The sequence below is a fragment of the Halioglobus sp. HI00S01 genome (genome assembly GCF_001635445.1).
Classification (GTDB): domain Bacteria; phylum Pseudomonadota; class Gammaproteobacteria; order Pseudomonadales; family Halieaceae; genus Halioglobus; species Halioglobus japonicus.
Map to the genome: position 1 here is coordinate 186,272 of NZ_LWEE01000015.1, position 25,658 is coordinate 211,929.

Here is a 25,658-nt window from a genome sequence, read left to right on the forward strand (position 1 = left end):
CATTCCAGCGGGCAAACGAGAGCGAACTTGAACAAAACATACCTGGCGTGGGGAAGCTTCGCCATCATCGCAACCCTGTNCGCAGCGATTCAGTTTGCCCCTGCTCCCGCCGTTATTGTCCCCGCACAATTGCCAGTTAGTGAACGCGAACAGCACCGCACGCTCAATTTTGAGGGCATCCACAACTTCCGCGACCTAGGTGGCTATCGCACCGAAGATGGCCGCACCGTGCGCTGGGGAAAACTCTATCGCTCCGCCAATTTTCATACGGCCAGCAGAGCCGATCAGCAAGTACTGAGCGATCTCGGCATCAGCAAGATTATCGATTTTCGCTCATCCGCCGAAAAAAAACAGGAGCCCAATAAGTTCCCCGAACTTCCGCCGTTTGCCGTCGTGGAAATTCCCACACTGGATGGTGGCGACAATGATGTCGCCACGGAAATCATGGCGCGCATTGAAGACGGCAACATGGCTGACTTCGATCCGAATGCCTTTATGATCGCGGCGAACCGTCAGTTCGCATACACCTTCACGCCACAATTTAACCAGTTTATTGACGAAGTAGGCGACAGCGGCGACGGTGCGGTAGTGTGGCATTGTAGTGCCGGCAAGGACCGCACCGGTTACGCAGCCGCCATCCTGTTGCGCATTCTCGGCGTGCCGATGGCCTCGATTAGCGAAGACTATATGCTCAGCAACGACTATGCTCTGGAGGGGCGACAGGGAATGCTCCGAGTATTGCGGCTGTTCAAAGGTGATGAAGCCGCCGACAAGATCGCCGTATTGTTGGGCGTTCAGCCAAACTGGCTGGAAGCCGCGTTTGCAGAAATAGACGCCCGTTGGGGCAGTTTCGACAACTATGTATCCCAGGGCCTGGGATTATCGACCGAGCAGGTAGAGGCCCTCAGGAACAGCCTACTGGAGTAGCCATGGACGCAGCCTGGGTTAACACTGCAATCGCTGTAGGCGTTGCCCTGTTTTACGTGGCGGCACTGGTGTCCGCTATTGAGGCCATACTGCAATCCCGCACACCCCAGGGCGCCATTGCCTGGGCTATTTCACTCCTGAGCTTTCCCTTTATCACTGTACCGCTGTACCTGATTTTCGGTCGCAGCCGGTTCGCAGGCTATCAAGAGAAACGCGATCGCATGGAGCGCGAATCACTGGAACTCATCCAACGTACCAGCGGCAACGTCCAGGAATTCGTGCTCCCGGTTACCGGTCGTGACCCCCTCTACACCAGCTTATTCAACCTCGCCAGAATGCCTGCCACCCGCGGCAATCAGGTTGATTTATTAATCGACGGCAATGCCACCTTTGACGATATCAGCCGGGGATTGGAGCAGGCCCAGGACTATATTCTCTTTCAGTTCTACATTATTCGCGACGATGAACTCGGCCGCAGACTGGGGCGCATTCTTGCGGACAAGGCCCGGGCTGGCGTCGAAGTATTTCTCACCTATGACGAGATCGGCAGTCGTCAATTCCAGCGCTCAAGGCTCTGCAAGCAACTGCATATGAGCGGTGTAAGGGTCGCCCCTTTCAACACCACCCAGGGCCGCAGAAATCGCTTTCAACTCAACTTCCGCAATCACCGCAAGGTCGTCGTGGTCGACGGCAAACAGGCATGGATCGGCGGTCACAATGTGGGAATCGAATACCTGGGCTTGAGCAAACGTTTCGGTCATTGGCGCGATACCCATGTGCGTTTTCAGGGCCCGGCGGTTATCGGCGCCGAGCAGGCCTTTGCCACGGATTGGCTGTGGGCGACCGGCGAGGATCTCGAAATCAGCTGGGACTTTAACAGCAGCGCTGAAGGATCCAGCACCGTACTGGTGTTTCCCTCGGACCCCGCCAGTGAATACGAAGAAGCCGGACTGATGTTTCACCAGGCCATCGTCGCCGCCCAGCACCGGATCTGGATTGCCAGCCCGTATTTTGTGCCCGATCGCGGCATTATTTCCGCGCTGCAACTGGCAGCTTTGCGCGGCGTCGACGTCCGCGTGCTGATTCCGGACGAGCCGGACGGCCCGATGGTAGCCATGGCCAACTGGTCATTCACGCGCGAGCTATTGGCCGCCGGCGTCAAGATCTATCGCTACCAGGGCGGCTTTATGCACCAGAAAGTGTTGCTGATGGACGATCAACTGGCCGGCGTTGGCACGGCTAATTTCGACAACCGCTCGTTCCGCCTGAATTTCGAAATCACGGTGCTGGTTAACGATGTATTCTTCGCTCGGAAGGTCGAGGACATGCTCAATACCGACCTCGGGCGCAGCCGCGAGGTCAGCCTGGACGAGTTCGACAATAAACCGGCCTGGTTTACGGTGGCCATGGCCACCGCGCGCTTGTTTGCACCCGTGCTGTAGCGAGGTGGGGCGTTACTCGCTAACGCCCATAATGAAGATGATAAGCAACGCCGGTGGCACCACGTACCGGATCAGGAAGCGCCACAGGGTGTAAGCCCAGCCCGCGATCGGCGCGAGTTCATCCTGGGTCACCTCCCGAGTCACAGCCCAGCCGGCGAATACAGCGATCAACAGACCACCCAGTGGCAGTAGAATCTGGTTGGAGAAGTAATCCATGATGTCGTTGAAGTTCAGGCCGCCCATGGAGACGTCACCAATGACGTTGTAGGACATCAGGCTGACAATACTGAACACCGCGATGCTGCCCACCACGATGAGCGCACTGCGATGCCGGGGAATACCGAACCGTTCTTCGGCCCAGTGATTCACTGCTTCAACCAGGCCGACCATGGAGGTAATACCGGCTACCGACAACATCAGGAAGAACATGACCGCAAACACATAGCCGCCGGGCATTTGCGCAAAGGCCACCGGCAGGGTCTGGAATATCAGTCCTGCGCCGGCCGCTGGATCCAGGCCGTTGTTAAACACGGCAGGGAAGATCACCAGACCCGCCAACATGGCAACCAGAGTGTCGGCAAATACGATGATCAGTACCGATTGGGATATAGAGATAGACCGCGGCAGATACGAGCCGTAAGTCATCATACCGCCCATGCCCACACCGATAGAGAAGAACGCCTGGCCAATGGCAGCCAACAACGTCGCGGCACCAATCTTGCTGAAATCAGGCGTAAACAGCCAGTCGATCGCCTCCGCAAAACCGCCGTTGAAGTAGTTAAACACTGCCAGCCCCAACAGCAGCATGAACATGAGGGGCATCATGATATTAACGGCTCGCTCAATTCCCTGTTTGACCCCGGAATAAATGATCAAACCGGTAATGGCAAGACCGATCAGCGTCCAGAACAACATACCAACGTTGTCCTGCAGGACACCACTGAAGGTGGCTTGCGCGGCCGCGGCGTCCACACCCGCGAAGCCGGTGGTCAGTGCCTTGAACAGATACCACAGTACCCAGCCGACCACGCCGGCGTAGACAATTTCAATGGTATAGGCCGCCAGCAGGCCCATGGCGCCGACGATCTTCCAACTGGGAGAACGCTTGTTCTCAATCGCGACATTGGCCATTGAGGCCGGGGGGCTGGCCTGGCCGCGGCGACCGATTAACAGCTCCGCCATGAGTACGGGTACGCCGATCAGAATCGCGCAGCCCAGATAAATAATGACAAATGCACCACCGCCGTTTTCGCCGGTGACATAGGGGAAACGCCAAATATTTCCCAGGCCCACGGCAAAACCAACCGATGCCATGAGAAATGCAAAACGTGATGACCAGTGCGCGCCGCCGGCTGCAGCCATGGTGTGTTCTCCGAAAAATTGTTATTGGGCGCAGTCTACACACACGCCCTTAGCCTTACAAAGGGGCCCTAGGCCGCAACAGGTGCGGTGGCGTCTTCCAGCCAGGCCAGTACATCCCCCTCCAGACGAGGGGCGATCAGGGTAAATACCTGTTGATGATAGCGATTCAACCAATCCAGCTCTTCAACTGTCAGCAGGGAGACATCGAGCAGACGACGATCAAACGGCACCATCGTCAGTGCTTCGAAGCCCAACATAGGAACTTCGGTGTCTGCGTCTACGGGCTGCACAACCACCAGGTTTTCACAGCGAATACCATAGGCATTATCGCGATAGTAACCGGGCTCGTTGCTGAGGATCATGCCAGGCTGCAGCGGGAATGGGTTGTGCGCCTTGGCGATGCGTTGCGGCCCTTCGTGCACGCTGAGATAAGCGCCCACTCCGTGACCGGTACCATGATCAAAATCATGGCCTTCACGCCACAGGAACTGGCGCGCCAGCGCGTCCAGGTGGGTGCCGGTAGTACCGCGCGGGAAGCGTGCCTGATCGAGCGCAATATGGCCCTTGAGCACCAGGGTAAACATACGCCGCACTTCGGGACCGGGGTCGCCAATAGCCACCGTGCGGGTGATATCGGTCGTGCCATCCAGGTACTGGCCACCGCTGTCGACCAGGTACACAGAGTCGGGTGTCAAAAATCCGGGCTGCTCCACGTTCTGATGGTTATAGTGGCACATCGCGGCATTGCCACCTGCGGCGGATATCGTGTCAAACGAAGGTCCGCGATAGTGTTCTCCCTGCTCCCTGAAGCTGCCCAGTTTGTCAGCCAGTACTGCCTCATCGTGCAAGTTACCGGCGGCAACCTCAGCGTCCAGCCACTGCAGAAACTGAATTTCAGCGACGGCGTCGCGCAGGTGTGCCTGCCTCGCGCCTTCAATTTCGACCGAATTCTTACTCGCCTTGGGCATGAGCACCGGGTCTTCTGCCGCGACCAGTTCGGCACCGCCGCGCGCCAGGCACAATTGCGTCCAGGCATTGGCGCTGTCCGGGTCTGCAAGTACGCGCATCCCTGCGCAGCCAAGCAGCGCTGCCTCGGCTTCGCTTTCCGGTACAAATGTGACGCCTGTGCCAACGTGCTGCTCCCACCCGTCGGGGACGCGGCCAGGCTCGGCAAACACCTGGCATGTGCCATCGACCGCAAGCAGCGCAAAGCTCTGCAATATCGGTAGGCAGGGAATGTCCGTGCCCCGCAGATTGAGCAGCCAGCTCACCGAGTCGGGGGCAAAAATCAGCGCAGCATCAGCACCTTTGACGCGCACCAGTTCAGCGATATCCGAGCGCTTCTGGGCGCTGCTGGCGCCGGTATAGGCCTCGTCGAGCATGACTGCGGGGCTGATAGCGGCTGCAGGACGATCCTGCCAGCAGCGGTCGACGATATTGTCGGCATCCGCCACCAGCGTAATACCCTTGGCAGCCAAATGCTGATCACTGTGCTGATACCATGCCAGCGTATGCAGGCGCGGGTCACAGGCAACCTGGCTGCCTTCACCGAGGACAGTGGTCAGCCAAGCCACAGGGGGCTCTTCAATCAGGTGATGGTATTCAAACAGGTCAGGATCGACCTCATTGCGCACCTGCACGGTGTAGCGGCCATCGACGAATATCGCGGCGCGTTCGGCAAGCACCACAATAGCGCCGGCAGAACCGGTAAAACCGGCCATCCACAGCATGCGCTCATTGTGCTCGGGGAGGTACTCACCCAGGTATTCATCGGCCCTGGGGATCACTAGTGCATCGTAGCCGCGCTCACTCATCAGGGAGCGAACCGCGGCCAGACGATCGGCAATCAAAGACATTTGGGAATTCCCGGAAAAATGTGCCGCGATTCTACCCGAAATGGGTGGACATTACTCCTCGTAGAGGTCGAAATCGGCCTTGGAGATACCGCAGTCAGGGCACTCCCAATCCTCGGGAATATCTTCAAACCGCGTGCCTGGGGCAATGCCATCATCTGGCAGGCCTTCCGCCTCGTCGTAGATAAAACCGCAGATCACGCATTCGTATTTTTTGTAGTCGCTGTCGCTCATGGTCAGTCTCCCTGTTGTTATCGATCAGTGTGGTTGATTCAGCTGAGCCCGATTATAGGGACTGACAGACACACTGGCGAAAAATACGGCTCAAGCTAGTGAACCAGTAATTACAAAGCACCGGTCAGCCTGACCCGGAAGTTCTGGCCCTCGGGGGTCGCCACCAGTTGCAGCGACTGCTGCAGCATACGGTCATCAAGGCCCGGGCCGCTCAGCAATACATCGACGCTGTACTGGTTTCCCTCTAACGCCAGTCCGCCCTCGGCGACCAGGTCACCCGAGAGCGTGATCACTTCGCCGGCAATGTTGCCGTTTTCGCTCGATGTAAGCTCAAGGGCATAGTCGCCGAGAGGCCGAATCGCGCCCGAGGCTCGCCAACCGGCCTGCTGCCAGACCAGGCGACCTTCCGCCGCCACCGGCAACCCCGCCAGGACGCTGAGCCGTGATGCCTGCAACGACACCAGACCGGCCAATTCGAGGGGCAATACCTGCTTGACCAGTTCTGCCGGCAGGCGTATGTCGACGGCATTGAGATCGATGTCTTCGGCGCCGCGCACCACCAGTTGCGCATTCAGGTACTGCTGGCCCCATTGGCTACGCAGCTCAACACGCGGCGCCAACAGCAGCAGCGACCAGGGTTTGATCCGCCACTCCAACTGCCCCAACTGCAGTGCACCCACCTGGGTACTCACAACGGCACGGCTTGCAGTGCCGTGCCACAGGCTGCCATTGACGCCCTGAAGCTGGGCCTGTCCGGCGGGAATAAACACGGTGACCAGTCGCGCTGGCGCCAACACCAGCAGACACACCAACAGAAACAGGGCTGCCACCAGCCCGAACTTAAAACGTTGCATGATTATCCCGCCTGCGCCAGCCGAACCGTGGCGTTGACACGACCACTGCCACCTCCAGGAGTTATCGAGGCTTCCTGAATCAGCAGGCCTTCGCGATATTCCATCTGGTGCAACCAGGCCAGCAGGTCGTCAAAGGCCACAGCTTCAAGCCGCACCTGCACCTCGCCCCGGGAATTGGGTTGCAGGCGCGCTACCTGCAGCCCCAGCGCACCGGTGGTGCGGTTGATGACTGCCGTGAGATTACGGCGATTCTGTTTACCGGCACCGGACGCACGCAACTGCAAAATCTGCGACGCCATAACGTCCACGCGTTGCAGTGACTCCGACAGCGCCCTGTTCTGGCGCTCCATTTCGGCCCGCGCACCCGCGATGGGCGCCACCGCCAACAGGTAGATCATGTAGAGCGCCAGGGCCACCCCCAGCACCACCACACTGAGCTGCTCGCGCTGTGTCAGCCCTTCGTACCAGTCCTTCACGATCTATCCCTCACTCGCAGCCGGGCGCGGACCCGCTCACCCTGGGCGCTGGAGTTCTCCATTATCGCTTCCAGTCCTGTTTCGTTAATACCCTCGCGCACCTGCTCCACTTCGCCGTAATCGGCGGCGACGATATTGAGGCGCATTTCATCGGATTTGGCGTTGTAGTTGATACTGACAATGTCCGTGCTCTTGCGGGTGCTCACCACTCGCCCAACGCGCTCCATCAGGCTGGCGAAGCCGCTGGCCGCGCCGCTACCGGTCAGTCCATTGAGCTGATTGCGCAGCTGCTTCTCGACGTCAGATATGGCGCCGCGGGGAATCACCTGACGGAAGCTCGCCTCGCGGGCACCGCGCAGCGCCAGGTTCTGCTCCTTGAGCTGCCGGTAATCGAGACCGGTCGCCACCAGGTGCAGTGCCAGTGCGCAGCCAAACAACGCCGCCGCTACCCGCGACTGACGCCACCAGCGCTGCAGGGGCAAACGCCTTGCGTAGTCGCCCTGGCGTAGATTGAGCGCAGGCTCAGGGGCGTCCGTCAGCATCATTGCCGCATACAGGTCACCGCGCCGCCACTGCGCTTTGCTGCGCAACGACGCGGGCAATAATTCGATATCGCTGTCCTGCTGCTGGCCGTAAATGACCACCGCTCCAGGCTCAGTCGTATCCGCCAAGGCAGCCGCCAGTAGCGCGGGAACCATGACGCGTTCAACCGAAAATCCTTCACAGCGCCCGGTACGCACGATGGCGCTGTCATCTTCCAATACCAGACACCACTCGTTCGCTTGCCAGGGGAGCAACAGCGGTTCCGGTATCCACTGACCAACGTCGGGCAGGCCGGACAACAGGGCCTCGTACTCACGCATATGGTCATCGCTACAGACAGCGACGGCGTATTCCAGGGGCGCGACCTCGCTACTGGCAAAGTGCAGATCATCGACGTCCTCTGCCAGTTCCTCCTCCAACGTAAAAGGCAAGGACTTGGCGAAGTGGCGTTTTTCCGGCGCGGTAATCGTCAGGGGTAACAGGCGCACATCTTCACCCGGGACGGCGAAGATCAGCACCTGCCGGCGCTCCGCCACGGCTGCGCGCAGGGCGGCGAGCTCGGTCTCGTGACCCAGGCTGCGGGCACCCTCGGTGGCACCCGGCGGGTACCAGGCCGGTTCGCCGTCGATCCTGCGGATTATCGCTGTATTCTGCAAGGTGGTACCTACTCCCGGGAATGGTCGGCGCTACAGGCCGCCGGTTGATCTCTGTACAACGTTGATCTGGCGGTTAACGCGCTCAAGTACACTGTACATTTGCGTTCGACGGTCGGCAACTTCCACCGTGGCGCGCAGCAAAAACCAGGAGGAGAATTCCGTGACCATGGCGCGCGCCTCGGTCATGTTCTCAGCTCGGTCTACCAGCATCGGGTGGTTGAAAAAATCTTCCTTGTCGCTGAACCCGGTTTCCTCCCGGAACTGGACAATGCTCTGGGCATCAAACTCACTGAGCGGCTCCAGGCTGTTGTCCGGGCCCAACGATCGCAACACCATGGCCGGTGCGGTGTGGATATTCAGGAGCGCCGGCTGCGTTGGCCATACTGTCACCCAGGGCGCGAGCGCTGTATACAATTCGGGACTGACGCCGCGCACTGCGCGCAGCTCACTGACGCTCATCATCGGCCGGTTGGCGGCCCGATAGGCCGGAACTAACCCGGAGTAAAAGTCATCTTCCGCCCCGTCAGGACGCACATTGCTATCGCCATCCAGCCAGTCGCCAATAGCGCGCGCAATCGCAATGGCTTCGAACTCGCCCACATTTTCCACACCCACAGCCAACACCAGCCGCACGAACTGCTTCTGGCTGGCAGTCAGGGGCCGCTGGCCTTCACGCTCCGGGGCACGTTCACTCAGTGAATTGAGATTGAAACGCCCCTGTAAGTCTTCCAACTCACCGACCAGCCAACCGCCCTCTTCCAGCGGATAAGGCTGTGCTTCCCGCGCCCAGACCTCACCGAGATCATCGCGGTTTAATTGCGCTTCGCGGTCGGCATCATCATCTGCCAGCAGAGCCAGCGTCGCCAGCCCCTCGGCACCGAGCAGATAGGCCCGGGACTGGGCCATGACAAAGGTATTTGAGCCCTGGGTGTAAAGGCGGTCGAAATCTCGCGTCATGGCGACAATCAGCACCGTGCACAAGGCAAAAACCAACAGCGCCAAGACCAGCGCTGCACCCTGTTGCTGACGAGGACTAGAGCGGCGGCAGGACATACAGCCTCCTCATTTCACCCCAGTCTTCCAGTTCCAGGCGCACTTCCAGCGCAAGTGGCGGCTCTATCAGGCTGCCCGGCGTCGATGGATCGGCGACCCAATTTTCAGGCCAGTTGCGGGTCTCTATCTGGGTGCCTCTGACACCGCCCTGCAGCGCCGCTTCCGACTCCAGGAACAACACACTCACTGACGCCACACCTTCAAGCAGTCGAGCCGACTGCGGCTCGGTATCATCGGCACGGTCCAGCACCGGGTAGGCATCGCGCCACAGCACGTCATCCTCCAGGCGATAATTCACCCGCTGTACTTCGCTGCGCGGCGCGCCAATGGGGTTGTGCCATCCACCGCGGCTAAAGCTCAGCGGAAATCGGGCCGCGGGGCCTCCCACCAGCGCCGATTCGAGCTCACCAAATTCATCGCGCACCGGGCGCTCTACAAAGTGCTCCAGATCCCGACTGAGAATCATCCAGGCGCGATTGATCTCATAGCCGCGCCGGGCGGCACCTTCATTGACCTCAGCACCGAGCATCACGGTGGACAGGCTGGAATAGGCAATGGTCGACACGAAGGCGGTAATCGCGAGGGCAATCAGCACTTCGACCAGCGTAAATCCGCGTGCCTTATTCACCGCCAGCCTCCTCCGCGGGGTTTTGCAGCGATGTCAAATCGCCGCTGAGAAACGCCACCAGCGTAAACAGCGGCTCATCGGCGCCGTTCTCATCGAGGGCGACATCAATTTCGACGCGATAAAAATCCGGCACCTCGGTATCAGCACTCTCGAGCCACCAGTACCACTCGCGGCCCGCCAATTCTTCGGAGCCACTCTCCTTGCCCTTGAACAATTCCTGTCTGGCCCGCGACAGCAGGCGCAATTCGGCGAGTTTGTTTGCGGCCACTATATTGGCCATGGACTTATCGCGCAGATACGCAGTTGCATCTACCTGGCGCGACAGCGCGACCAGCAGCGCCGGCAAGGCCAGCGCCACGATGGCCAGGGCGACCATGACTTCGACGAGAGTAAAGCCCTTGCTCGTCAGCCTGCTCACAGGTCTTGCAGCTCCGGTTCTTCGCCGCGATAGAGTGCGCGGAAGTTGCCGAGCAGGTCCCATTCTAGGCGCCACAGTAATTCGCCATTGCGATCGTCGATCACCGAGAGATTGCCCGGCGGTGTTTCACCACTGGCATAGAACACCATTTGGGGGGCGGGAAACTCCTGGGTAGGCAGGAAGACCTCCTGCTCCTGCAGCACGCCATCCAGCTCCAACTCCAGGGTAATGTCAGCGGGGAGATCCATGGGGCGGAACACGTCCTTGCCACTGGCGGGAGCCCGCCATCGCTCCGGTCCGCGCTCCAGCCAGTCCAGTGAATAGGCGCTGTCCGGCTCATCGCTGCGCAGCAGCAACAAGCCGAAATCCCAGCCCACAAACTGGGCTTCATCCAGGGCATAGGCGGCAGTATCCGCGATCTCTTCCATCTGGCCCTGCAGTTCATAATCGCCGGCGCCGGAACCGACGTTCAGCGTGACCAGCGATGTGACCAGTACGACCACAAACAGGGTCACCAGCAACTCCAGCAGGCTGAAGCCACGCTGGTCAATCCGCCGCGCTGGCAACCCCATGCAACTTACTCTTGGCTTTTCCAGTTGCCGATATCGGCATTCTGGCCTTCTCCGCCAGACAAGCCGTCGGCCCCCAGCGAGTAAATATCGACTTCGCCGTTCTCGCCGGGACTCAGGTAGAGGTAGGGGCGACCCCAGGGATCCAGTGGCACCTCGGGCAGGTAACCACCTTGCTTGAAGTTGCGGGGCTCGGGGTCGAGCGTACTCGCCTCAACAAGGGCTTCAAGGCCTTGCTCGGTAGTGGGATAAACGTAGTTATCCAGGCGATAAATTTTCAGGGCAGTTTCAATGGCCTTGAAGTCGGCCTGGACTTTCTGGACCCGGGCATCATCAGCTTGGTTCAGCACCGTGGGTGCCACCACGCTGATCAACAGGCCCATGATGACCAGCACCACCAGGATTTCCACCAGCGAGAAACCCGCCTGTTTAGAAGCATTCATATTGTCATTTCACCATTGTGTTCAAATCAAAAATCGGCAGGAGAATGGCGAGCACAATCACCAGCACCAAGCCTCCCATTACCACGACCATCAGCGGCTCAAACAGGGCCATGATTGTGCCCAGCGTCATCTCCAGCTCTCGTTCCTGATTGGTCGCGGAGCGTTCCAGCATGGTCTCCAACTCGCCACTGGCCTCACCGCTAGCCACCATGTGTACCATCATCGGCGGAAAGCGACCGCTCTCGCGCAGGGCCCGGTGCAGGCTGCCACCTTCGGCAACCATTTCCGCCACCTTCTGGCTGTCTTCACGCAGCACCCGGTTGGTCAGGACCTGGCCGGCGATGCGCAATGAATCCAGCAGCGGCACGCCACTGGCCATAAGAATACTGAGTGTCGATGCAAAGCGGGCGGTATCCAATGCAATAATCAGACGCGAGATACCCGGCGTACGCAGCAGCAGTGCGTGCCAGGCACGCTTCCGCGATTCGTTGCGCAACAAGCGCTGCACCAGCACCGCCAGCAGCACCAGGCCAAGCAACATCCAGCCACCCCATTCGCGCAGGAGATCGCTGGTGGCTATGAGTCCGCGGGTCAGGGCCGGCAGTTCGCGACTCGAGTGCGCGAAAATCCCCACCAGTTCAGGCACCACGAAGACCATGAGCGCGGTGACCACCGCTATCGCCACACCGACCAAAATAAACGGATAAATCATGGCCATCTTCAGTTTCTGGCCTGTGTACTGGCGCTGTTCGGTGTAATCGGCCAACTGTTCCAGCACCGGACCGAGATAGCCGGCGTGCTCACCCGCATTCACCATGGCCCGATACATCTCGTTAAAGACCTGCGGAAACTCACCCATGGCATAGGCCAGCGTATAGCCCTCCGCCACCCGGCTGCGCACCTGTAACAACAACGCTTTGATCCGCGGGCTGCGGCTTTGTTCCGCGGCGGCCTGCAGCGCTTCATCAATAGGCAGGTTACTCTGCACCAGTGTGGATAGTTGCCGCGTAACCATGGCCAGGTCACCCGGGCTGATGCGCGGCTTGAACAGCGATGTGCGGAAGCTCCCCGTATTGGCAGCCTGACGATTCGCCTCAGCGACCTCTACCGGGCGCAGGCTCTGGCTGCGCAGCTGTCCGCGAACCTGACGCTCGGAATCACCCTCGACAATCCCCTTGACGAGTTTTCCATCGGGGTTGAGGGCACGATAGCGATAGGCGGTCACGGCGACGTCTCGATCAGCTAACGGCCGTTACACGCAGGACTTCGGCAATGCTGGTTTCGCCCGCCAGAATACGGCGCCGGCCATCGCTCTCGATACCGGGGTAGTGCTGCCGGGCGTGGGCCAGCATGTCCTGCTCGCTGGCACCTTCATAGATCAGGCCGCGCAGGGCTTCATCCACCTCGATCAATTCATAAATACCGGTACGCCCGCGATAGCCGGTGTAGTTACAGCGCTTGCAGCCGCGGGGCTGACAAAGCGCAACCGGCTCATCGCCCTCGATACCGAGCAGTTCCCGCTCAGCCTCAGTGGCAGGAGCCGAATCCTTACACTCGTTGCACAGCAGGCGCACCAGGCGCTGCGACATGACCGCAAGCAGGCTGGAGGACAGAAGGAAGGGCTCCACGCCCATATCCTTGAGGCGGGTGACCGCGCCGATCGCGGTATTGGTGTGTAGTGTGGATAACACCAGGTGTCCTGTAAGTGAGGCCTGAACCGCAATCTCGGCAGTTTCCAGGTCGCGAATTTCACCTACCATCACCACGTCGGGATCCTGACGCAGAATGGCCCGCAAGCCCCGGCCAAAGGTCATGTCGACCTTGGTATTCACCTGGGTTTGGCCAACACCCGGCAACATGTATTCTACCGGGTCTTCAATCGTGAGAATGTTGCGCGAACTCTCATTGATATTGGAAAGGCCTGCATACAACGTGGTGGTCTTACCCGAGCCAGTCGGGCCGGTCACCAGAATAATACCGTGGGGACTGTGCAGGTGGCGGCTGTAGGCCTCCTGAACCTGCTCGTTCATATTGAGCTGCTCCAGTTGCAGCTGCCCGGCGGCAGTGTCCAATAGACGCAGCACCACCCGCTCGCCGTGGGCTGAGGGAATGGTCGACATGCGGATATCCACCGCATGACCGGCAATTTTGACCGAGATACGGCCGTCCTGGGGCACACGTTTCTCGGCAATATCCAGCTTGGCCATTACCTTGAGGCGCGACACCAACAGTGGCGCCAGCATGCGCTTGGGCGAAAGCACTTCAGCCAGCACACCGTCTATTCGGTAGCGCACACTGAGGCGGTCCTCGAAGGTCTCAATGTGAATATCTGAAGCCTGGTCGCGCACCGCCTGGGAGAGAATGGCATTGATGAGGCGGATAATGGGCGCGTCGTCCTCGGCCTCCATCAAATCGCCCGCCTCCGGGATTTCGTCGGCGAGACGACCGAGATCGACGTCGGCGCTGATGTCCTCGGCCATCTGCACCGCCTCATTGTTGTCGCGCTGATACGCAACTGTCAGACGACGCTGAAATTCTTCGGCACTGACTACCTGCAAGGTAAATGGCTCCTGCAGAAAACGCCGAAGCTCCGTCAGAACCGGCAGCGTGGGCTGACGGTGATAGAGAATTTCCGGCCCCTCGCTGCCGTCAACCAGCAACACGCCCTGTTGCTGCGCAAAGGTGAAGGGCAGACTGCGGCGACCCGCCGGCTGTGAAGCCTGCAGCGGTTCCGGTGCTATGTCAGCCTCAGCGGTCATCGGCTGCAGCCTCTTCGGTCATTTGTTCGAGCTGTTTGATCTGCGCGTCCCAATCAGGCAGTACCGGCAAGTTACCATCGTCTAGGAACATCAGGCCCTGCTCGCGACGCAGCAGCTGCTGTTCACGAATATAGCGGTATTTCTCGGCCGTGGCGCCGTCCAGGGCTTCGTCATCGCGAATAATGGTCGGGCGTATAAAAATCAGCAGATTGGTCTTATCAACCTCGACACTGTCCGAACGGAAAAGCCGCCCCAGTATGGGAATGTCGCCGAGAATGGGCACCTTCTGCTGGCCATTCTGAACGTTGTCTTCAATCAGGCCGCCCAGAACGACAATTTGATTATCGTCGGCCAGCACCGTGGTCTTGATTAGGCGCTCACTGGTAATCAGGTCTGCCGCGTCGGAAATCTGCGAGGCGCCCAAAATCACATTGGACACCTCCTGCTCGATATCCAGCACCACCGAATCACCCTCATTAATGCGCGGCGTCACAGACAGAGTAATACCCACGCTTTCACGTTCAATGGTCTGGAACGGGTTGGTCGAGCCGCTGTTAGCGCCGGTATTGGTATACGAGCCAGTAATGAAAGGTACGTTCTGGCCTACGGTAATATAAGCCTCCTGGTTATCCAGGGTCAGCAGGCTGGGAGTGGAGAGAATATTGGCATTGCCCGCGGTTTTCAGTGCATTGAGAATCACCGTCATGGTCAATTCATCATCGACGCTGCCCCAACCCATCGAGAGCCCGGGAATGCCTGCCAGTGCGCCTGCCAGGTCGGTGGCGTCAAACTCGTTATCACTGACATCTCCATCATCGTCATCCTGGGGCGAAATCGCATCCGCCAGTCGCCGTGCAGTGCTCTGGTCGCTGATATTACTTCCGTAGAGGCCTTCTTCGTTGGCGAACAGCCATTGCAGACCGAGCGCTTGGGCATCAGAGGCGGTCATTTCGACGATAATGGCCTCGACAAGAACCTGGGCGCGACGAATATCGAGTCGATGAATCACTGCCTCCAACGCGGCCATTTCATCGGCGTCGGCGGTGATGATGAGAGCATTGGTGCCCTCGTCAGCTTCAATCGTGGAGGTATTGCCCCCGGAGCGACGTTTGTTCTCATTTTCGTCGAGCTTGTCTATGTTCTGCATGACCCGGGTGAGGACCTCGGCGATCTCTGTGGCCTGGGCATACTCAAGGTAAACGACTTTCACGTTGCCGCTTTGCTCCAGGGGCGTGTCGAGATGGCGAATCAACTGCGCCGCCCTGGCGCGCTCCAGTTCATCACCGGTCACAAGCACGCTATTGGTGCGGGAATCGGCTACCAGTAACACCTCGGGTTCGGCGCCACCACTCTGCTTGGCCTCGGACTTGTTGAGCTGGTCCAGCATGGACACCACATCCTCAGCCACTGCATAGCGCAACTGGATAATGTCGGTTTTCTGCACGGCCGAATTATCCATGCGCTCGATAATGCCGCGAATACGCTCGATATTGGCAGACACATCCGAAATGATAATGGCATTGCTCGGGGCATAGGCCGCCATATGCGCCTGCTGGGGCACCAGCGGCCGCAGCACAGGAATCAACTTGGCGGCGGAGATATTGTCCAGACGAATCACCTGGGTAACGTACTCATCGCCCGGGCGGACCTTCTCATCCGCAAGCGAGACCGGTGCCGAACGGGCATCCTTACTCTGAATAACGCGGACCACGCCCCCGCTGCGCACTGCGGTATAGCCATGCACCTCCAGAATCGACAGGAACAGATCGTAAAGTTCATCGCGCGAAACGGGTTTGCTAGAGACGACCTTGACCTTGCCCTTCACCGCGGGATCGACAACGATCGTGGTGCCGGTCACCTCGGCCACAAACTTGATCAGCTCCTGGATGTCCGTCTCTTTAAGATTCACCGTGAAGTCCTGACCGGCGGCAGGCATTGCTGACATCATCAGGGTCAGCAAAAGGGCACCGCATGACTGGCGCAGTCTGGTAGAAATCACGTTCACTAAAAAGTATCCTCTGTCCTCTGTGCGCTTGTCACCGCGCCTGCTCTTCGCCCAGGCTGACGGTCAGCGACACCGGCTGATCGCCCCGCTGCAGTTCAAACACTGCTTCGCTGGCCGTTCTCAACGTCTGGTAAAGACGCATGGTATTGGAAGGGTCATCCAGCGCTATTCCATTGACGCTGGTTACAAGATCACCGGACTTGAAGCCCAGCTGTGCAAATTGGTCTTTGTCTTTTCCGGGTGATATCCGGTAGCCCTGCAAGTCGCCGTCGTTGCGCACCGCAGCCACATTCACGACCTCTGCCAGGGATTGTGGGTTCTGGTAAAGCCGCTGACGGTAGCCTCGGGCCAGTTCGGTGGCGGTGGCATCCTCGCGCTTATCGACTTGTGCTGCCGGTGCCGCCCGGCGCACGTTCCTGGGTTGCGCCGATGCGTTCGCCTGGGCATCCAGCTCGGTTTCCTCAAACAATACCAGCAGTTCATAGGTACCAGCGTTATCAAGCACGACCTGATGGGGCATCACCTTGGCCAGCGTGACCCGGCTGGACACAGGCAGCTTGTCGTCGATGGCGTAAACAGCCTGCTTGTTGCGATGTTCAATAATGGCGTGCCCGAACCCGTCCTCCGTCGAGGCAACCACGCCCCGTAACTTCAGCTGCAAGCGGGTTTCACGAGCCCCTTTTTCGATGCCGTCACGCTCCGAAACATTTGCCTCGGCTATCACCACCTCAGGCACAGGAGCCTCCTCTACTCCGGCTTCGCCGAACAAGTGCCAACCACGCATAGCCTCGATGTCCACCTCGGCCGGTCCCGCACTGCGCGTCTGCTGCACGACCGGATTTACCACGGGCACCACCGACGCAACCTCTTCAGCGGGAACCACCAGGGCCCACACGATACGCGCCAGGGAATACAGCAACCAGCCCACCATTAGCACGACGGTCAAATTACGGGCACGGCGAAGATTGGCCGGCTGACCGAGCTGGTGCAGCGCGGGGCTCAGGGTCTGGCTGAGTTTCCCCGAGACTTCATTGGTTGTGGTGAGCCACTGGGCTGGCAAGGACTGACTGCTCTCTTTGTACACGCGAGGCGCGCAGGTTGATGGATTCGCTCGATTATAGGGTGCGCAGGCTAAAGATAAAACCGCGGTATTGCAGTGAATGCGAGACGATTAGCCCTGCAAAAAATACCGGCCGATGGCCAGCACCAGAGACAAACCCACCAGGGGATAAATCCAGCGGCTGATTTTCTGTGCCTGCTCCGGCTCCATGGGCTTGGCGACCCGCTCCAGCACGAACGAAATCAGGGCAATACCACCGAAAATGGCCACCAGCAGGATGAGTAAATTATCCATTGTTTGCTCCAGAGCGTGGCGCATCACCGCGGCGCACGCTTGCATACCAGTCAGAGGGGTTGTCGATCTCCCCCTCGGCGTTCAGTGGCGGATAGGCCAGGCCCCGTTCGCGACAGAATTGTGCTATTGCCGCATGCCCCCACTCGAAATATATCTTATCGTACGTCGCAGGGTCGAGCCGGGGCGAATCATAGAGCCCGGCGATTTGTCGCTGGCGCTGCGCCTCGGCCAGGATAATCCCCGCTGCCACTGAGACATTGAACGACTCCACCATGCCAACCATGGGTATCGTAATGCACCGATCCACATAATTCGCAGCACTCGCACTCAGGCCGCGCCGTTCGGCACCCATGACCAGTGCCGTAGGCACGGTGTAATCAACATCACGGTAATCTACCGCATCATCCTCCAGGTGGGCAGCGACCACCTGGTACCCCTCGCTGCGAAGTTTCGTCAGGGCGTCTTCGGCACAGCTGTACCTGACCACCTCAACCCAACTGTGGGAACCCATGGACGTACCGCGAAAGGCGGTGTAGTCCTCATCGCCAATCACCGCGTGCATGCGGGCAACACCCGCGGCATCACAATTGCGCACGATGGCAGATAAATTTCGCTGCTTGTGGACGAAGTCGGTGACCACAGTCAGGTCGGGCTGACGACGGTCCAGCACCCCCCGCAGCCTTGCAATCCGCTCAGGCGTCATGATCTACGGGGTATCCAGATGGGGAAGCGAGGAACGACTCGGCCAGGCCATGGCGGAAAATACCACGGCAGAACTCAGACGATGAGGGTGGTGAGCCGGGAAATAATGGTCGCGTTGCCACCTTTGGCCCGGGAAGCCTCGAGCGCCTTGTCGGCAACCGACTCAATCTGCCGGGCCAACTGCTGCATATCGACCGCCGGATAGTGCTGGGGCTCCCAGGCAACCAGCCCGATACTCAGCGTCACCTGCAGCACCGCGCCACGGCCATCGTCAATGGCAAAATCCTCGATATCTTCACGAATGCGCTCGGCGATATCCTGCCCCAGTGTCTCGCCACAACCGGTTAACAGCACCGCCAGCCGGGAATGCTCGAGCCGCGCCATCAGATCTGTCAAACGCAGATCGGACGCCACCCGCTGGGCCACACGTTTGAGCACAAACTGGCTGCGCTCCTCGCCATAGTGATCATGCAGTTCGGCGTATTCATCCACCTCCATGAGCAAAATGGTAATCGGCTGGTTGTTGCGCCGCGCCCGGGAAATCTCCCGGGCCAGATCCTGTTCAAAGCCGGTTTTATTGGCCACTCGGGTCAGGGGATCGAGGCGCACCAGATTATCGATCTGCTGGCGCTGCACCGCAGCGAGGTAGCTTCGGGACACGATGGCCGCCAGATGGGCAATAAGATCCTCCTCGGCATCCCCGAAACTCAGCCCTTCCTCCTGAATCCCCAGGTGCAGGCTGCCCACCAGGCGCCCTGATTCCATCAGCGGCAGCATCAGCGCGTAGTCGATGCCATGTTCGGATTTAAGCACCTCGAACATGCGCGAATCAGTAGCGTCGATAAGCTCAATATCCGGCTCCAGCTCATAGAGCTCTTGCAGGACGAACGCGTCGTTGTGGACCTGCAGATAGTGCCCGAACCGCTCTCCCCCACCAATAAGCTCGCCGAGTTCGCCATCCTGATCCAGCAACCACAACTCGGCCACACGATAGGAAAAGTGACGCGGCAGATTGAATATCAGGATTTCCAGGAGGGAGGTAAGGTCCTGGCTGTCGAGCAGCATGTGCTCGAACTGCTGGCATTGCAGATAGAGATAACGGTTGAGCTGAACGCTCTCGGTCAGGCGCCTTTCACGCAGTTCGGCGCGCGAGGTCGCCGGGGGCGCACCCTGGATTTCCTCGCGCTGTAAACGGCCGATGCCGTCGGAATCTACCATGTACCACCCACGCTGCCCTGACCTCGACATCGGACCGGACCGATTGTTATATGGGACTAGTTTATGCCCCCGATAGCGCCGTTGCAATCGTCGCGGATTGGGCCTGGCGGCCGAACAGTGGCATAGTGACGCGCTCAACCGGACAAGAGATACCTATGGCCAAAGGCTGGCATATACTGGGCGCGGGAGCCATTGGCTGCCTGTTTGCGGACGCGCTGGCAAGCAGCGGCGCACCCACCACACTGGTGCTGCGCGCCAATACACCCTCAGCGCCCCCGTTGCAGATGGAGCGGAATGGCCAGACCCACACACGCTCCCTGTCCTCCACAAACGCACCCGACGTCAGCCCCATCGACCACTTGCTGGTCACCACCAAGGCTTATGACGTAGTCAGCTCGGTCAACTCAGTCCGCCACCGCCTGACCGCGGGCGCCACTATCGTGCTCCTCGCCAACGGGCTGGGCTACGCCGAGGATGTGGCCAGTCTGGTCCCCGGGGCCAACCTGTACTGCGGAACGACCACTGAAGGAGCATTTCGCCGCGCCCTCTGGCACATTTGTCATGCGGGCCGCGGCCAGACGCTGCTGGGCGCATTTGCCGGACGCGCGAGTGCGCCTGACTGGTTCGACGACTGGCAGGCGCTCAAGCTCGAATGTCGCTGGACGAACACCATTCACGCCGCACTCTGGCACAAGCTGGCGATCAACTGCGCCATCAACCCCCTGACGGCGCGGCACCGCTGCCAGAACGGCGAACTGGCCAATAATCCGGTCTTTGCGCGGCAGGTCACCGAGCTCTGTAAAGAAATCGCGGACGTCTCGCGCGCTGCGGGCTTTGATGACATTGCCCACTCCATCGAAGGAGACGCCTTTGACGTCATCCAGCGCACAGCGGCCAATCGTTCATCCATGCTGCAAGACACACTGGCCGGCCGCAGCACTGAGATAGAATTTATCACCGGCCACCTTGTTAACCGCGCGGAGCAGTTAGGTATTGAGGTGCCCGCCAATCGCGACCTACTGGAGCAGATCCGCAATGCCTGAATTTTTCTGGGAACTTGCGAAATTGCCACTCCTCACAGGCGGGGCGGCAACCATCGCACTGGTGGCCGCGGACTTCGGTGGCTGGCGTCCCGGTCGCTACCTGCTCAAGCCCCTGGCTGCCGCGTGCTTCATATGGCTGGCACTGAGCCTGGGGGCCACGGCATCGAATTACGGCCTTGTTATGCTCGCTGGGCTGATACTGTGTATGCTGGGCGACATCGCACTGATGTTCGAATCCGAAGGCGCGTTTCTCACCGGACTGGTGGCTTTTCTCTGCGGACATCTGGCGTATGTGGCAGCGTTTTTGCAGCTCCCCATTAACACTTATGGCGTGCTGTTGTCGCTGTCCCCCACCATCATTTTGGTAGCCATAACACTGCGCTGGCTCTGCCCGCACCTTGAAGGCCCGATGCGGCATGCCGTACCCGCATATATCGGTGTTATTGCGGTCATGTTAGTTGCGGCGGGGGGAACGCTGGGCCTCGCCGGTGCCGGGCTGATTATCCTCGGGGCCTGGGGTTTCGCCCTCTCCGATCTGGCCGTGGCGCGGCGCCAGTTCATCAGCTCTTCACGGATTAACCAGCTGTGGGGCACGCCGCTGTACTTCGCTGCTCAGTATCTACTGGCGGCATCAGTGTGCTTCTACTCAGCAGGGTAGACCGCCACGACCATCTGGCGGATTTCGTCCGACCAACGTTCAGGTGCAGCGTCGGCGACCAGCAGTCGCTGGACTCGGTGCTCGCCTGGCAGCAAACCACGCTGCATGACCAACAGGCAGAAATCGTCGCCACAACGCAACTGCACAGACAGCTTCGCAGCCGCCGGTAGTGGCAGGTCTCCATCACCATAAATGACACTGGGCCGAGCGGCTCCGAGCAAACGCACACCGGGCAGGCGCTGTTCCAACTCACGGCTCACCAGGCCCAGCACATCATCGGCAGTGACCCGCAATACAGACACAGCCGACGGTGATATTTCGATATCAGCAAGATCAACCTCTATCACGGACTGCGCCGGTCGCGTCCACCACATGATGCCGGCCATACCGCCGACCAGCATCAGCGCGAGCGCAGCCCTGGCAGCACCTGACACTGGCATGCGCTGACGCCAGAGTGAACGCAGCTCCATACCCGCGCGCCTGCGGCCACTGATCTGGCCAAATTCATCGGGTATATCCAGGGGCTCTTCGGTCGCCGACTCGGGCCGGAAATAGGGCGCAGCCTGTGCCTGCAGACCGGGCTCACTCAGCAGCGAACACTCCAGTCTCAGGGTGCGCAGCTCGCGACGCACGAGATGCGTATCCTGCGGGCGGCGCGCGGGCTCCGCCTGCAACAACCGTCGCACCAGCGCAGCGAGCGCAGGCGGATGACCGGAATGAGACTCCCACTCGGTCAGCGCCGGCAGTTCATAGCGACTCGCAGCCAGTGCCCGCTCCGCCGCCTGGAGTGTCATTGGGAAGGCGTGCTCACCGGTAAGCATTCTGTGGAGTAAGCGGCCCAGGGCAAACAGGTCAGTACGCAAGTCAACCGGTTCACCCAGGACGTGCTCCGGCGCCAGTGCAGAGAGGCTCCCGCCGGCGAGTGCAGCCTCGGGGGACGAGGGAATGGCGGCGGTACCGAAGTCCGCGAGGCATATGCCACCCGCCTCACTCACCAACACATTGGACGCCTTGATGTCGCCATGCACCAGCCCTATCTGGCTAGCGGCCGCCAGCGCCACAGCCACATCGCAGGCGAGTTTCAAGGTGCTGGCCAGGCTCAGCGATACATGCCCGAGCAAGTGCTCCAGATCTGTGCCGGGCACATAGGCCATCACCAGCGCAAGATGGGCTGGCGTCTCGATGACATCGAAAATTTTGACGATGCGCTCGTCGTTCAGGCTGGCGACCAGACGTGCCTCACGCATCACGGTTCGACGCATGGCACGCCCCTCGGGCAGTGGGCGAATTTTTATCGCCACCTGCCGACAGAGCCGCGCGTCATAGCCCAGATAAACCTGCCCCTGACCACCGGAGGCAATCAGACGGACAAGTTCATAAGGACCTACTGTGGTGTTCACGGCACGGGGTGCCGAACTTGCTCCTGGCGCAGCCGCGCTCGCAGACCACTGGCCGACACTTCCAGCTGCCGCGCCACCTCTGCGGTATTACCGCCACAGCGCTCGAGCGCCTGTTCGAGCTCATCCTGAGCAACTTCACCGGCAAGACGATAGCGGGCATCGCTCGCAATTTTGCGATACACCGCCTGCCGACTGACATTGAGGCTGCGTGCCACAGGCCGCACTTCGTGGCCATGGTCATGCATCGCGCGGGCGAATTCCTCGTCACTCACCTCTGCGATGTGGCGCAATTTTTCGGCCACCGCATCGGCCGTAACGGTCTCTTCGGCAGCTTCCTGCGCTTGTGAAAGCAGGTCCAGCAGGATCGTCGGCAACACCAGCGAACTGCGACTCGCGACGGCGACCTGCCGGCAGGCATTCTGCAGTTGGCGGATGTTGCCGGGCCAGGTATAGCACAGGCAGGCATAGTAAAAATTGGCCCAGCTCGCAATTTGTCGGGCGGTGCTGTCCGGCCCCGGCAGCAACGAGGCGCGGCCCTGCCCGTAAAACGCATCTCGCAGAAAGTGACCCAGCAGCTCACCGAGATCCTCGCGATGCGCACGCAGCGGACGCAAGACAATTTCCAGGGCCGCCAGGCGATGGCGCAGGGCCGCATTGAATCTGCTCTCGCGGCTGTCCACATCCGCATCGGTCGCCGAGATCACCCGCAACTCGACCTTCTCCACATCGCCGCCAACCGGTTGAATTTCCCGCTCCTGCAAGGCGCGCAATAGCTGTGGCTGAATTTCGGCCGGGGTATCGCCAATTTCATCAAGAAACAGGGTCCCGCCCGCCGCCTGCTGAAAGTAACCGCGGCGCGACTTGTCGGCGCCAGTATAAGCGCCACGGCTAGCGCCAAACAGCGCTGAGGGTGCCAGAGAAGCAGGTATGGCGGCCATATTCACAGTCACCAGGGGCCGTCCGCTGCGCTCGCTGGCGGCATAAATTGCCCGGGCGAGTACTTCTTTGCCCGTACCGGTGGCGCCGCGCAACAGAATATCCATATCTGCCGCGGCCACCGTCGAGATCTGTTGTCGCAGCCCCTGTGAATAGGCACTGCCCCCCACAAGGCCGTGACCGGGAGTAGCGCCCGCCGGCTCGCGCTCGTGTCCAATCGCGAGCCACAGCACCACCGTGTGGGCCAGTAAAATGGCCACGCCGGTCGTCAACTGCTCTGGCATGAGTGCCATCTCCGAATCCAGTTCGACACCATTGACGCGACAACGGCTGGCACCGGGATCGCGCTGCAGATGCAAGCCACGGGCACTGTATTCGAGGCTCAGTGCCCGTCGACTGACATAGGGTTCAGCCAGACATTGCGTGGGACCTGAGGGTTCACGCTGAAAGTCCAGCGTCTCGCGACCAAGTACAACAGGCAGGCGCGAGCGGTGCATGACAGCATACTCGCCGACCCGGGTGAGGTCCGGGTGAAAAACTATCGTGGCGATCAGACTCAGGCGTGGGCGCAGGCCAGGCAGGGCCATGTCCAGGGAGGGCAAGGTGGCATCGTCGCTATGGGGATCAGGCATGCTCGCTCCTGTCGCTACTCCGGTCAGTCGGAGATGACAGGAAAGCTTAGCAGCTGGCGGAAATCCTGCTCGCTAATCGGCCGCCGTCAGCCCGCCAGCGCCCACAGTGAAATCACCACTATCCAGCAGACCGCTGCGCGTTGCACCAGGGCACTGAGATCCTCATTCTGGCGCGCGGCATAGTCGCCAAAGCCATCTTCAGGAGTGGCGCTCTTGTCGTGACCAACCGCTGCCCTACCCACGCTCAGCAGCAGATCCCGGGCGGACTGCCGCGGGTGCCGAAAGCCGGCGTAACACTCGTCGATACTCTCCACAAAATTACCCATGACCGTAAAGGAGAGCGCCGCCAGCCGCGAGGGAATCCAGTCGACGATGGTCATCCAGGATCGGTGTTGGGCGGAGCTGCACCCCAGATCCAGCAGCCGATAAGCCAGCGCCGCCGCCGGCCCCAGCAGGACAAAATAGAACAGCACACCGAACCAGCCACGCAGACTCTGCAGCAACAGATTGCGTTGCACTGCCATGTGAACATACTCCACTGCCTGCGGACTGTCTCCCTCGGCGAAGTTTTGCGGGTCGTTTTCCATCGCCGTATGCCAGGCCGCTTCGAAGTCCCCGCGTCGACACTGGGAGCGATACTGCTCGGCGGCCTGGCCAGTATTACCCCGCCCTAGCGCATAGAGAAACACCACACTCGCAGCCGCGATCCACGGCAGCCCGAACAGCACGCCCCTCAATTCGTCCAGGAGCAGTGAGAGGATGGCTACGGGCAAGCCCACCTGCACCACTAGCCCCAGGGTCACAGTCAACCCCCAGCCGGCGAGCCGCTCGCCCAGTTGCCGAAACCAGGCATCGTGATGCAGCAGTTGGCGATACGGCCATACCAGGCTCAGCACCAGTGCGAGTATCAGGGCAAGAAACGTCATGCGGGTACCTCCTGTACACCAATAGTGCGCCGGTAGCGCGCCCAGTCGAAAGCCTCGCCGGGGTCAGTTTTTCGCCCGGGTGCGATGTCGGCATGGCCCGCTACCCGGGTTGGCGCCATTTTCGGATAGGCGGCGAACAGCGCTAGTGAAACCGCCTGCAATGCCTGATACTGGTGCTCTGTATACGCTGCGACATCGGTGCCCTCCAGCTCAATACCAATGCTGAAATCGTTACAGTTGTCGCGCCCGGCGTAGTGAGACTGCCCCGCATGCCAGGCGCGATCGTCAAAACTGACGAACTGGATCAGCTCGCCATCACGGCGAATTAACAGGTGTGCAGAAACGCGCACATCCCGAATTTCCTCGAAAAAAGGATGCGCATCCCAATCGAGGCGATTGCAGAAGAACTCTTCGATACAGTGCCCGCCGAATTCGCCGGGGGGCAGCGATATGTTGTGAATCACGAGCAGCTCCGGCTCACAACCGTCGGGGCGAGCCTCAAAGTTCGGCGATGTCGCGCGCCGGGCGTCCTTCAGCCAACCGTCCTGGACGACGAGACTCATCTTG

At 60.0% G+C, this 25,658-nt stretch carries 26 protein-coding genes; 4 read left to right on the plus strand and 22 right to left on the minus strand.

Annotated features, from left to right (window positions below):
• The first annotated feature begins 27 nt into the window (after positions 1 to 27).
• Both A3709_RS03890 and cls read left to right on the plus strand, forming a co-directional pair.
• A complete protein-coding gene (locus A3709_RS03890; RefSeq protein ID WP_066050356.1) occupies positions 28 to 927 on the plus strand; it encodes a tyrosine-protein phosphatase in 900 nt (299 codons plus the stop codon).
• 2 nt (positions 928 to 929) lie between these two features.
• On the plus strand, positions 930 to 2,369 hold the full coding sequence (gene cls, locus A3709_RS03895) for a cardiolipin synthase (RefSeq protein ID WP_066050359.1): 1,440 nt from the start codon (positions 930 to 932) through the stop codon (positions 2,367 to 2,369).
• Positions 2,370 to 2,381: 12 nt separating this feature from the next.
• On the opposite strand, the gene A3709_RS03900 is transcribed toward cls, so the two are convergent.
• The 18 genes from A3709_RS03900 to A3709_RS03985 all read right to left on the minus strand — a co-directional run bounded on the left by A3709_RS03900 (position 2,382) and on the right by A3709_RS03985 (position 19,496).
• On the minus strand, positions 2,382 to 3,731 hold the full coding sequence (locus A3709_RS03900; protein WP_066050363.1) for a sodium-dependent transporter: 1,350 nt from the start codon (positions 3,729 to 3,731) through the stop codon (positions 2,382 to 2,384).
• 68 nt (positions 3,732 to 3,799) lie between these two features.
• A complete protein-coding gene (locus tag A3709_RS03905) occupies positions 3,800 to 5,587 on the minus strand; it encodes an aminopeptidase P family protein (RefSeq protein ID WP_066050365.1) in 1,788 nt (595 codons plus the stop codon).
• Positions 5,588 to 5,638: 51 nt separating this feature from the next.
• Positions 5,639 to 5,818, minus strand: a complete 180-nt coding sequence (locus tag A3709_RS03910; RefSeq protein WP_066050367.1) for a rubredoxin — start codon at positions 5,816 to 5,818, stop codon at positions 5,639 to 5,641.
• A gap of 110 nt (positions 5,819 to 5,928) precedes the next feature.
• Positions 5,929 to 6,672, minus strand: coding sequence for a type II secretion system protein N (gene gspN, locus A3709_RS03915; protein WP_082849873.1), 744 nt, complete (start codon positions 6,670 to 6,672; stop codon positions 5,929 to 5,931).
• 2 nt (positions 6,673 to 6,674) lie between these two features.
• The gene (gspM, locus tag A3709_RS03920; protein WP_066050372.1) at positions 6,675 to 7,148 is read right to left on the minus strand and encodes a type II secretion system protein GspM; all 474 of its coding nucleotides are present in this window, start codon (positions 7,146 to 7,148) and stop codon (positions 6,675 to 6,677) included.
• The gene (gene gspL / locus A3709_RS03925) at positions 7,145 to 8,347 is read right to left on the minus strand and encodes a type II secretion system protein GspL (RefSeq protein ID WP_066050375.1); all 1,203 of its coding nucleotides are present in this window, start codon (positions 8,345 to 8,347) and stop codon (positions 7,145 to 7,147) included. Before gspL ends, gspM begins: the two co-directional genes overlap by 4 nt.
• Positions 8,348 to 8,377: 30 nt before the next feature.
• Positions 8,378 to 9,400 carry a type II secretion system minor pseudopilin GspK gene (gene gspK / locus A3709_RS03930; protein WP_156507561.1) on the minus strand — a complete coding sequence of 341 codons (1,023 nt, stop codon included), beginning with the start codon at positions 9,398 to 9,400 and terminating at the stop codon, positions 8,378 to 8,380.
• Positions 9,381 to 10,028 carry a type II secretion system minor pseudopilin GspJ gene (gene gspJ / locus A3709_RS03935; RefSeq protein WP_066050377.1) on the minus strand — a complete coding sequence of 216 codons (648 nt, stop codon included), beginning with the start codon at positions 10,026 to 10,028 and terminating at the stop codon, positions 9,381 to 9,383. The genes gspK and gspJ overlap by 20 nt, the downstream gene beginning before the upstream one ends.
• Positions 10,021 to 10,446, minus strand: coding sequence for a type II secretion system minor pseudopilin GspI (gene gspI / locus A3709_RS03940; protein ID WP_231871099.1), 426 nt, complete (start codon positions 10,444 to 10,446; stop codon positions 10,021 to 10,023). The genes gspJ and gspI overlap by 8 nt, the downstream gene beginning before the upstream one ends.
• Complete coding sequence (locus A3709_RS03945; RefSeq protein ID WP_066050380.1) at positions 10,443 to 11,018, minus strand: prepilin-type N-terminal cleavage/methylation domain-containing protein; 576 nt, start codon at positions 11,016 to 11,018, stop codon at positions 10,443 to 10,445. Before A3709_RS03945 ends, gspI begins: the two co-directional genes overlap by 4 nt.
• A 5-nt stretch (positions 11,019 to 11,023) precedes the next feature.
• Complete coding sequence (gene gspG, locus A3709_RS03950; protein WP_066050383.1) at positions 11,024 to 11,458, minus strand: type II secretion system major pseudopilin GspG; 435 nt, start codon at positions 11,456 to 11,458, stop codon at positions 11,024 to 11,026.
• A 4-nt stretch (positions 11,459 to 11,462) separates the two neighbouring features.
• Entirely contained in the window at positions 11,463 to 12,683 is a 1,221-nt protein-coding gene (gene gspF, locus A3709_RS03955) for a type II secretion system inner membrane protein GspF (protein ID WP_066050386.1), read from the minus strand.
• A 13-nt stretch (positions 12,684 to 12,696) separates the two neighbouring features.
• The gene (gspE, locus tag A3709_RS03960) at positions 12,697 to 14,217 is read right to left on the minus strand and encodes a type II secretion system ATPase GspE (RefSeq protein ID WP_082849876.1); all 1,521 of its coding nucleotides are present in this window, start codon (positions 14,215 to 14,217) and stop codon (positions 12,697 to 12,699) included.
• Entirely contained in the window at positions 14,207 to 16,165 is a 1,959-nt protein-coding gene (gene gspD / locus A3709_RS03965) for a type II secretion system secretin GspD (RefSeq protein WP_082849898.1), read from the minus strand. Before gspD ends, gspE begins: the two co-directional genes overlap by 11 nt.
• Positions 16,166 to 16,253: 88 nt before the next feature.
• Positions 16,254 to 17,282, minus strand: coding sequence for a type II secretion system protein GspC (gene gspC / locus A3709_RS03970; RefSeq protein ID WP_156507562.1), 1,029 nt, complete (start codon positions 17,280 to 17,282; stop codon positions 16,254 to 16,256).
• Between the two features lie 111 nt (positions 17,283 to 17,393).
• Positions 17,394 to 17,576: a hypothetical protein gene (locus A3709_RS03975; RefSeq protein WP_066050393.1), complete on the minus strand. Its 183-nt coding sequence runs from the start codon at positions 17,574 to 17,576 to the stop codon at positions 17,394 to 17,396.
• Positions 17,569 to 18,279 (minus strand): tRNA (guanosine(18)-2'-O)-methyltransferase TrmH, encoded by a 711-nt coding sequence (trmH, locus tag A3709_RS03980; protein WP_066050396.1) that lies wholly within the window; start codon positions 18,277 to 18,279, stop codon positions 17,569 to 17,571. Before trmH ends, A3709_RS03975 begins: the two co-directional genes overlap by 8 nt.
• A gap of 74 nt (positions 18,280 to 18,353) precedes the next feature.
• Positions 18,354 to 19,496, minus strand: a complete 1,143-nt coding sequence (locus A3709_RS03985) for a diguanylate cyclase domain-containing protein (RefSeq protein ID WP_066050399.1) — start codon at positions 19,494 to 19,496, stop codon at positions 18,354 to 18,356.
• 155 nt (positions 19,497 to 19,651) lie between these two features.
• Here A3709_RS03985 and A3709_RS03990 point away from each other — a divergent pair, with 155 nt between their 5' ends.
• Together A3709_RS03990 and A3709_RS03995 are read left to right on the plus strand one after the other, a co-directional pair.
• Positions 19,652 to 20,539, plus strand: coding sequence for a 2-dehydropantoate 2-reductase (locus A3709_RS03990; RefSeq protein ID WP_066050403.1), 888 nt, complete (start codon positions 19,652 to 19,654; stop codon positions 20,537 to 20,539).
• Positions 20,532 to 21,197, plus strand: coding sequence for a lysoplasmalogenase (locus A3709_RS03995; RefSeq protein WP_066050406.1), 666 nt, complete (start codon positions 20,532 to 20,534; stop codon positions 21,195 to 21,197). The genes A3709_RS03990 and A3709_RS03995 overlap by 8 nt, the downstream gene beginning before the upstream one ends.
• Here A3709_RS03995 and A3709_RS04000 read toward each other — a convergent pair.
• The 4 genes from A3709_RS04000 to ampD form a co-directional block, all read right to left on the minus strand.
• The gene (locus A3709_RS04000; protein ID WP_066050409.1) at positions 21,182 to 22,597 is read right to left on the minus strand and encodes a serine/threonine-protein kinase; all 1,416 of its coding nucleotides are present in this window, start codon (positions 22,595 to 22,597) and stop codon (positions 21,182 to 21,184) included. The two genes, A3709_RS03995 and A3709_RS04000, sit on opposite strands and share 16 nt — an antisense overlap.
• On the minus strand, positions 22,594 to 24,165 hold the full coding sequence (locus A3709_RS04005; protein WP_066050412.1) for a sigma 54-interacting transcriptional regulator: 1,572 nt from the start codon (positions 24,163 to 24,165) through the stop codon (positions 22,594 to 22,596). The genes A3709_RS04000 and A3709_RS04005 overlap by 4 nt, the downstream gene beginning before the upstream one ends.
• Positions 24,166 to 24,251: 86 nt before the next feature.
• The gene (gene ampE, locus A3709_RS04010) at positions 24,252 to 25,091 is read right to left on the minus strand and encodes a regulatory signaling modulator protein AmpE (RefSeq protein ID WP_066050415.1); all 840 of its coding nucleotides are present in this window, start codon (positions 25,089 to 25,091) and stop codon (positions 24,252 to 24,254) included.
• Positions 25,088 to 25,654 carry a 1,6-anhydro-N-acetylmuramyl-L-alanine amidase AmpD gene (gene ampD, locus A3709_RS04015; protein ID WP_066050418.1) on the minus strand — a complete coding sequence of 189 codons (567 nt, stop codon included), beginning with the start codon at positions 25,652 to 25,654 and terminating at the stop codon, positions 25,088 to 25,090. The genes ampE and ampD overlap by 4 nt, the downstream gene beginning before the upstream one ends.
• Positions 25,655 to 25,658 lie beyond the last annotated feature (4 nt).

Bases quoted from the DNA above. Each gene is read 5' to 3' on its own strand.
- cls (WP_066050359.1), top strand. From the start codon at position 930: ATGGACGCAGCCTGGGTTAACACTGCAATCGCTGTAGGCGTTGCCCTG.
- A3709_RS03900 (WP_066050363.1), bottom strand. From the start codon at position 3,731: ATGGCTGCAGCCGGCGGCGCGCACTGGTCATCACGTTTTGCATTTCTC.
- A3709_RS03905 (WP_066050365.1), bottom strand. From the start codon at position 5,587: ATGTCTTTGATTGCCGATCGTCTGGCCGCGGTTCGCTCCCTGATGAGT.
- A3709_RS03910 (WP_066050367.1), bottom strand. From the start codon at position 5,818: ATGAGCGACAGCGACTACAAAAAATACGAATGCGTGATCTGCGGTTTT.
- gspN (WP_082849873.1), bottom strand. From the start codon at position 6,672: ATGCAACGTTTTAAGTTCGGGCTGGTGGCAGCCCTGTTTCTGTTGGTG.
- gspK (WP_156507561.1), bottom strand. From the start codon at position 9,400: ATGTCCTGCCGCCGCTCTAGTCCTCGTCAGCAACAGGGTGCAGCGCTG.
- A3709_RS03945 (WP_066050380.1), bottom strand. From the start codon at position 11,018: ATGGGGTTGCCAGCGCGGCGGATTGACCAGCGTGGCTTCAGCCTGCTG.
- gspG (WP_066050383.1), bottom strand. From the start codon at position 11,458: ATGAATGCTTCTAAACAGGCGGGTTTCTCGCTGGTGGAAATCCTGGTG.
- gspE (WP_082849876.1), bottom strand. From the start codon at position 14,217: ATGACCGCTGAGGCTGACATAGCACCGGAACCGCTGCAGGCTTCACAG.
- gspD (WP_082849898.1), bottom strand. From the start codon at position 16,165: ATGATGTCAGCAATGCCTGCCGCCGGTCAGGACTTCACGGTGAATCTT.
- A3709_RS03975 (WP_066050393.1), bottom strand. From the start codon at position 17,576: ATGGATAATTTACTCATCCTGCTGGTGGCCATTTTCGGTGGTATTGCC.
- trmH (WP_066050396.1), bottom strand. From the start codon at position 18,279: ATGACGCCTGAGCGGATTGCAAGGCTGCGGGGGGTGCTGGACCGTCGT.
- A3709_RS03985 (WP_066050399.1), bottom strand. From the start codon at position 19,496: ATGGTAGATTCCGACGGCATCGGCCGTTTACAGCGCGAGGAAATCCAG.
- A3709_RS03990 (WP_066050403.1), top strand. From the start codon at position 19,652: ATGGCCAAAGGCTGGCATATACTGGGCGCGGGAGCCATTGGCTGCCTG.
- A3709_RS03995 (WP_066050406.1), top strand. From the start codon at position 20,532: ATGCCTGAATTTTTCTGGGAACTTGCGAAATTGCCACTCCTCACAGGC.
- A3709_RS04005 (WP_066050412.1), bottom strand. From the start codon at position 24,165: ATGCCTGATCCCCATAGCGACGATGCCACCTTGCCCTCCCTGGACATG.
- ampE (WP_066050415.1), bottom strand. From the start codon at position 25,091: ATGACGTTTCTTGCCCTGATACTCGCACTGGTGCTGAGCCTGGTATGG.
- ampD (WP_066050418.1), bottom strand. From the start codon at position 25,654: ATGAGTCTCGTCGTCCAGGACGGTTGGCTGAAGGACGCCCGGCGCGCG.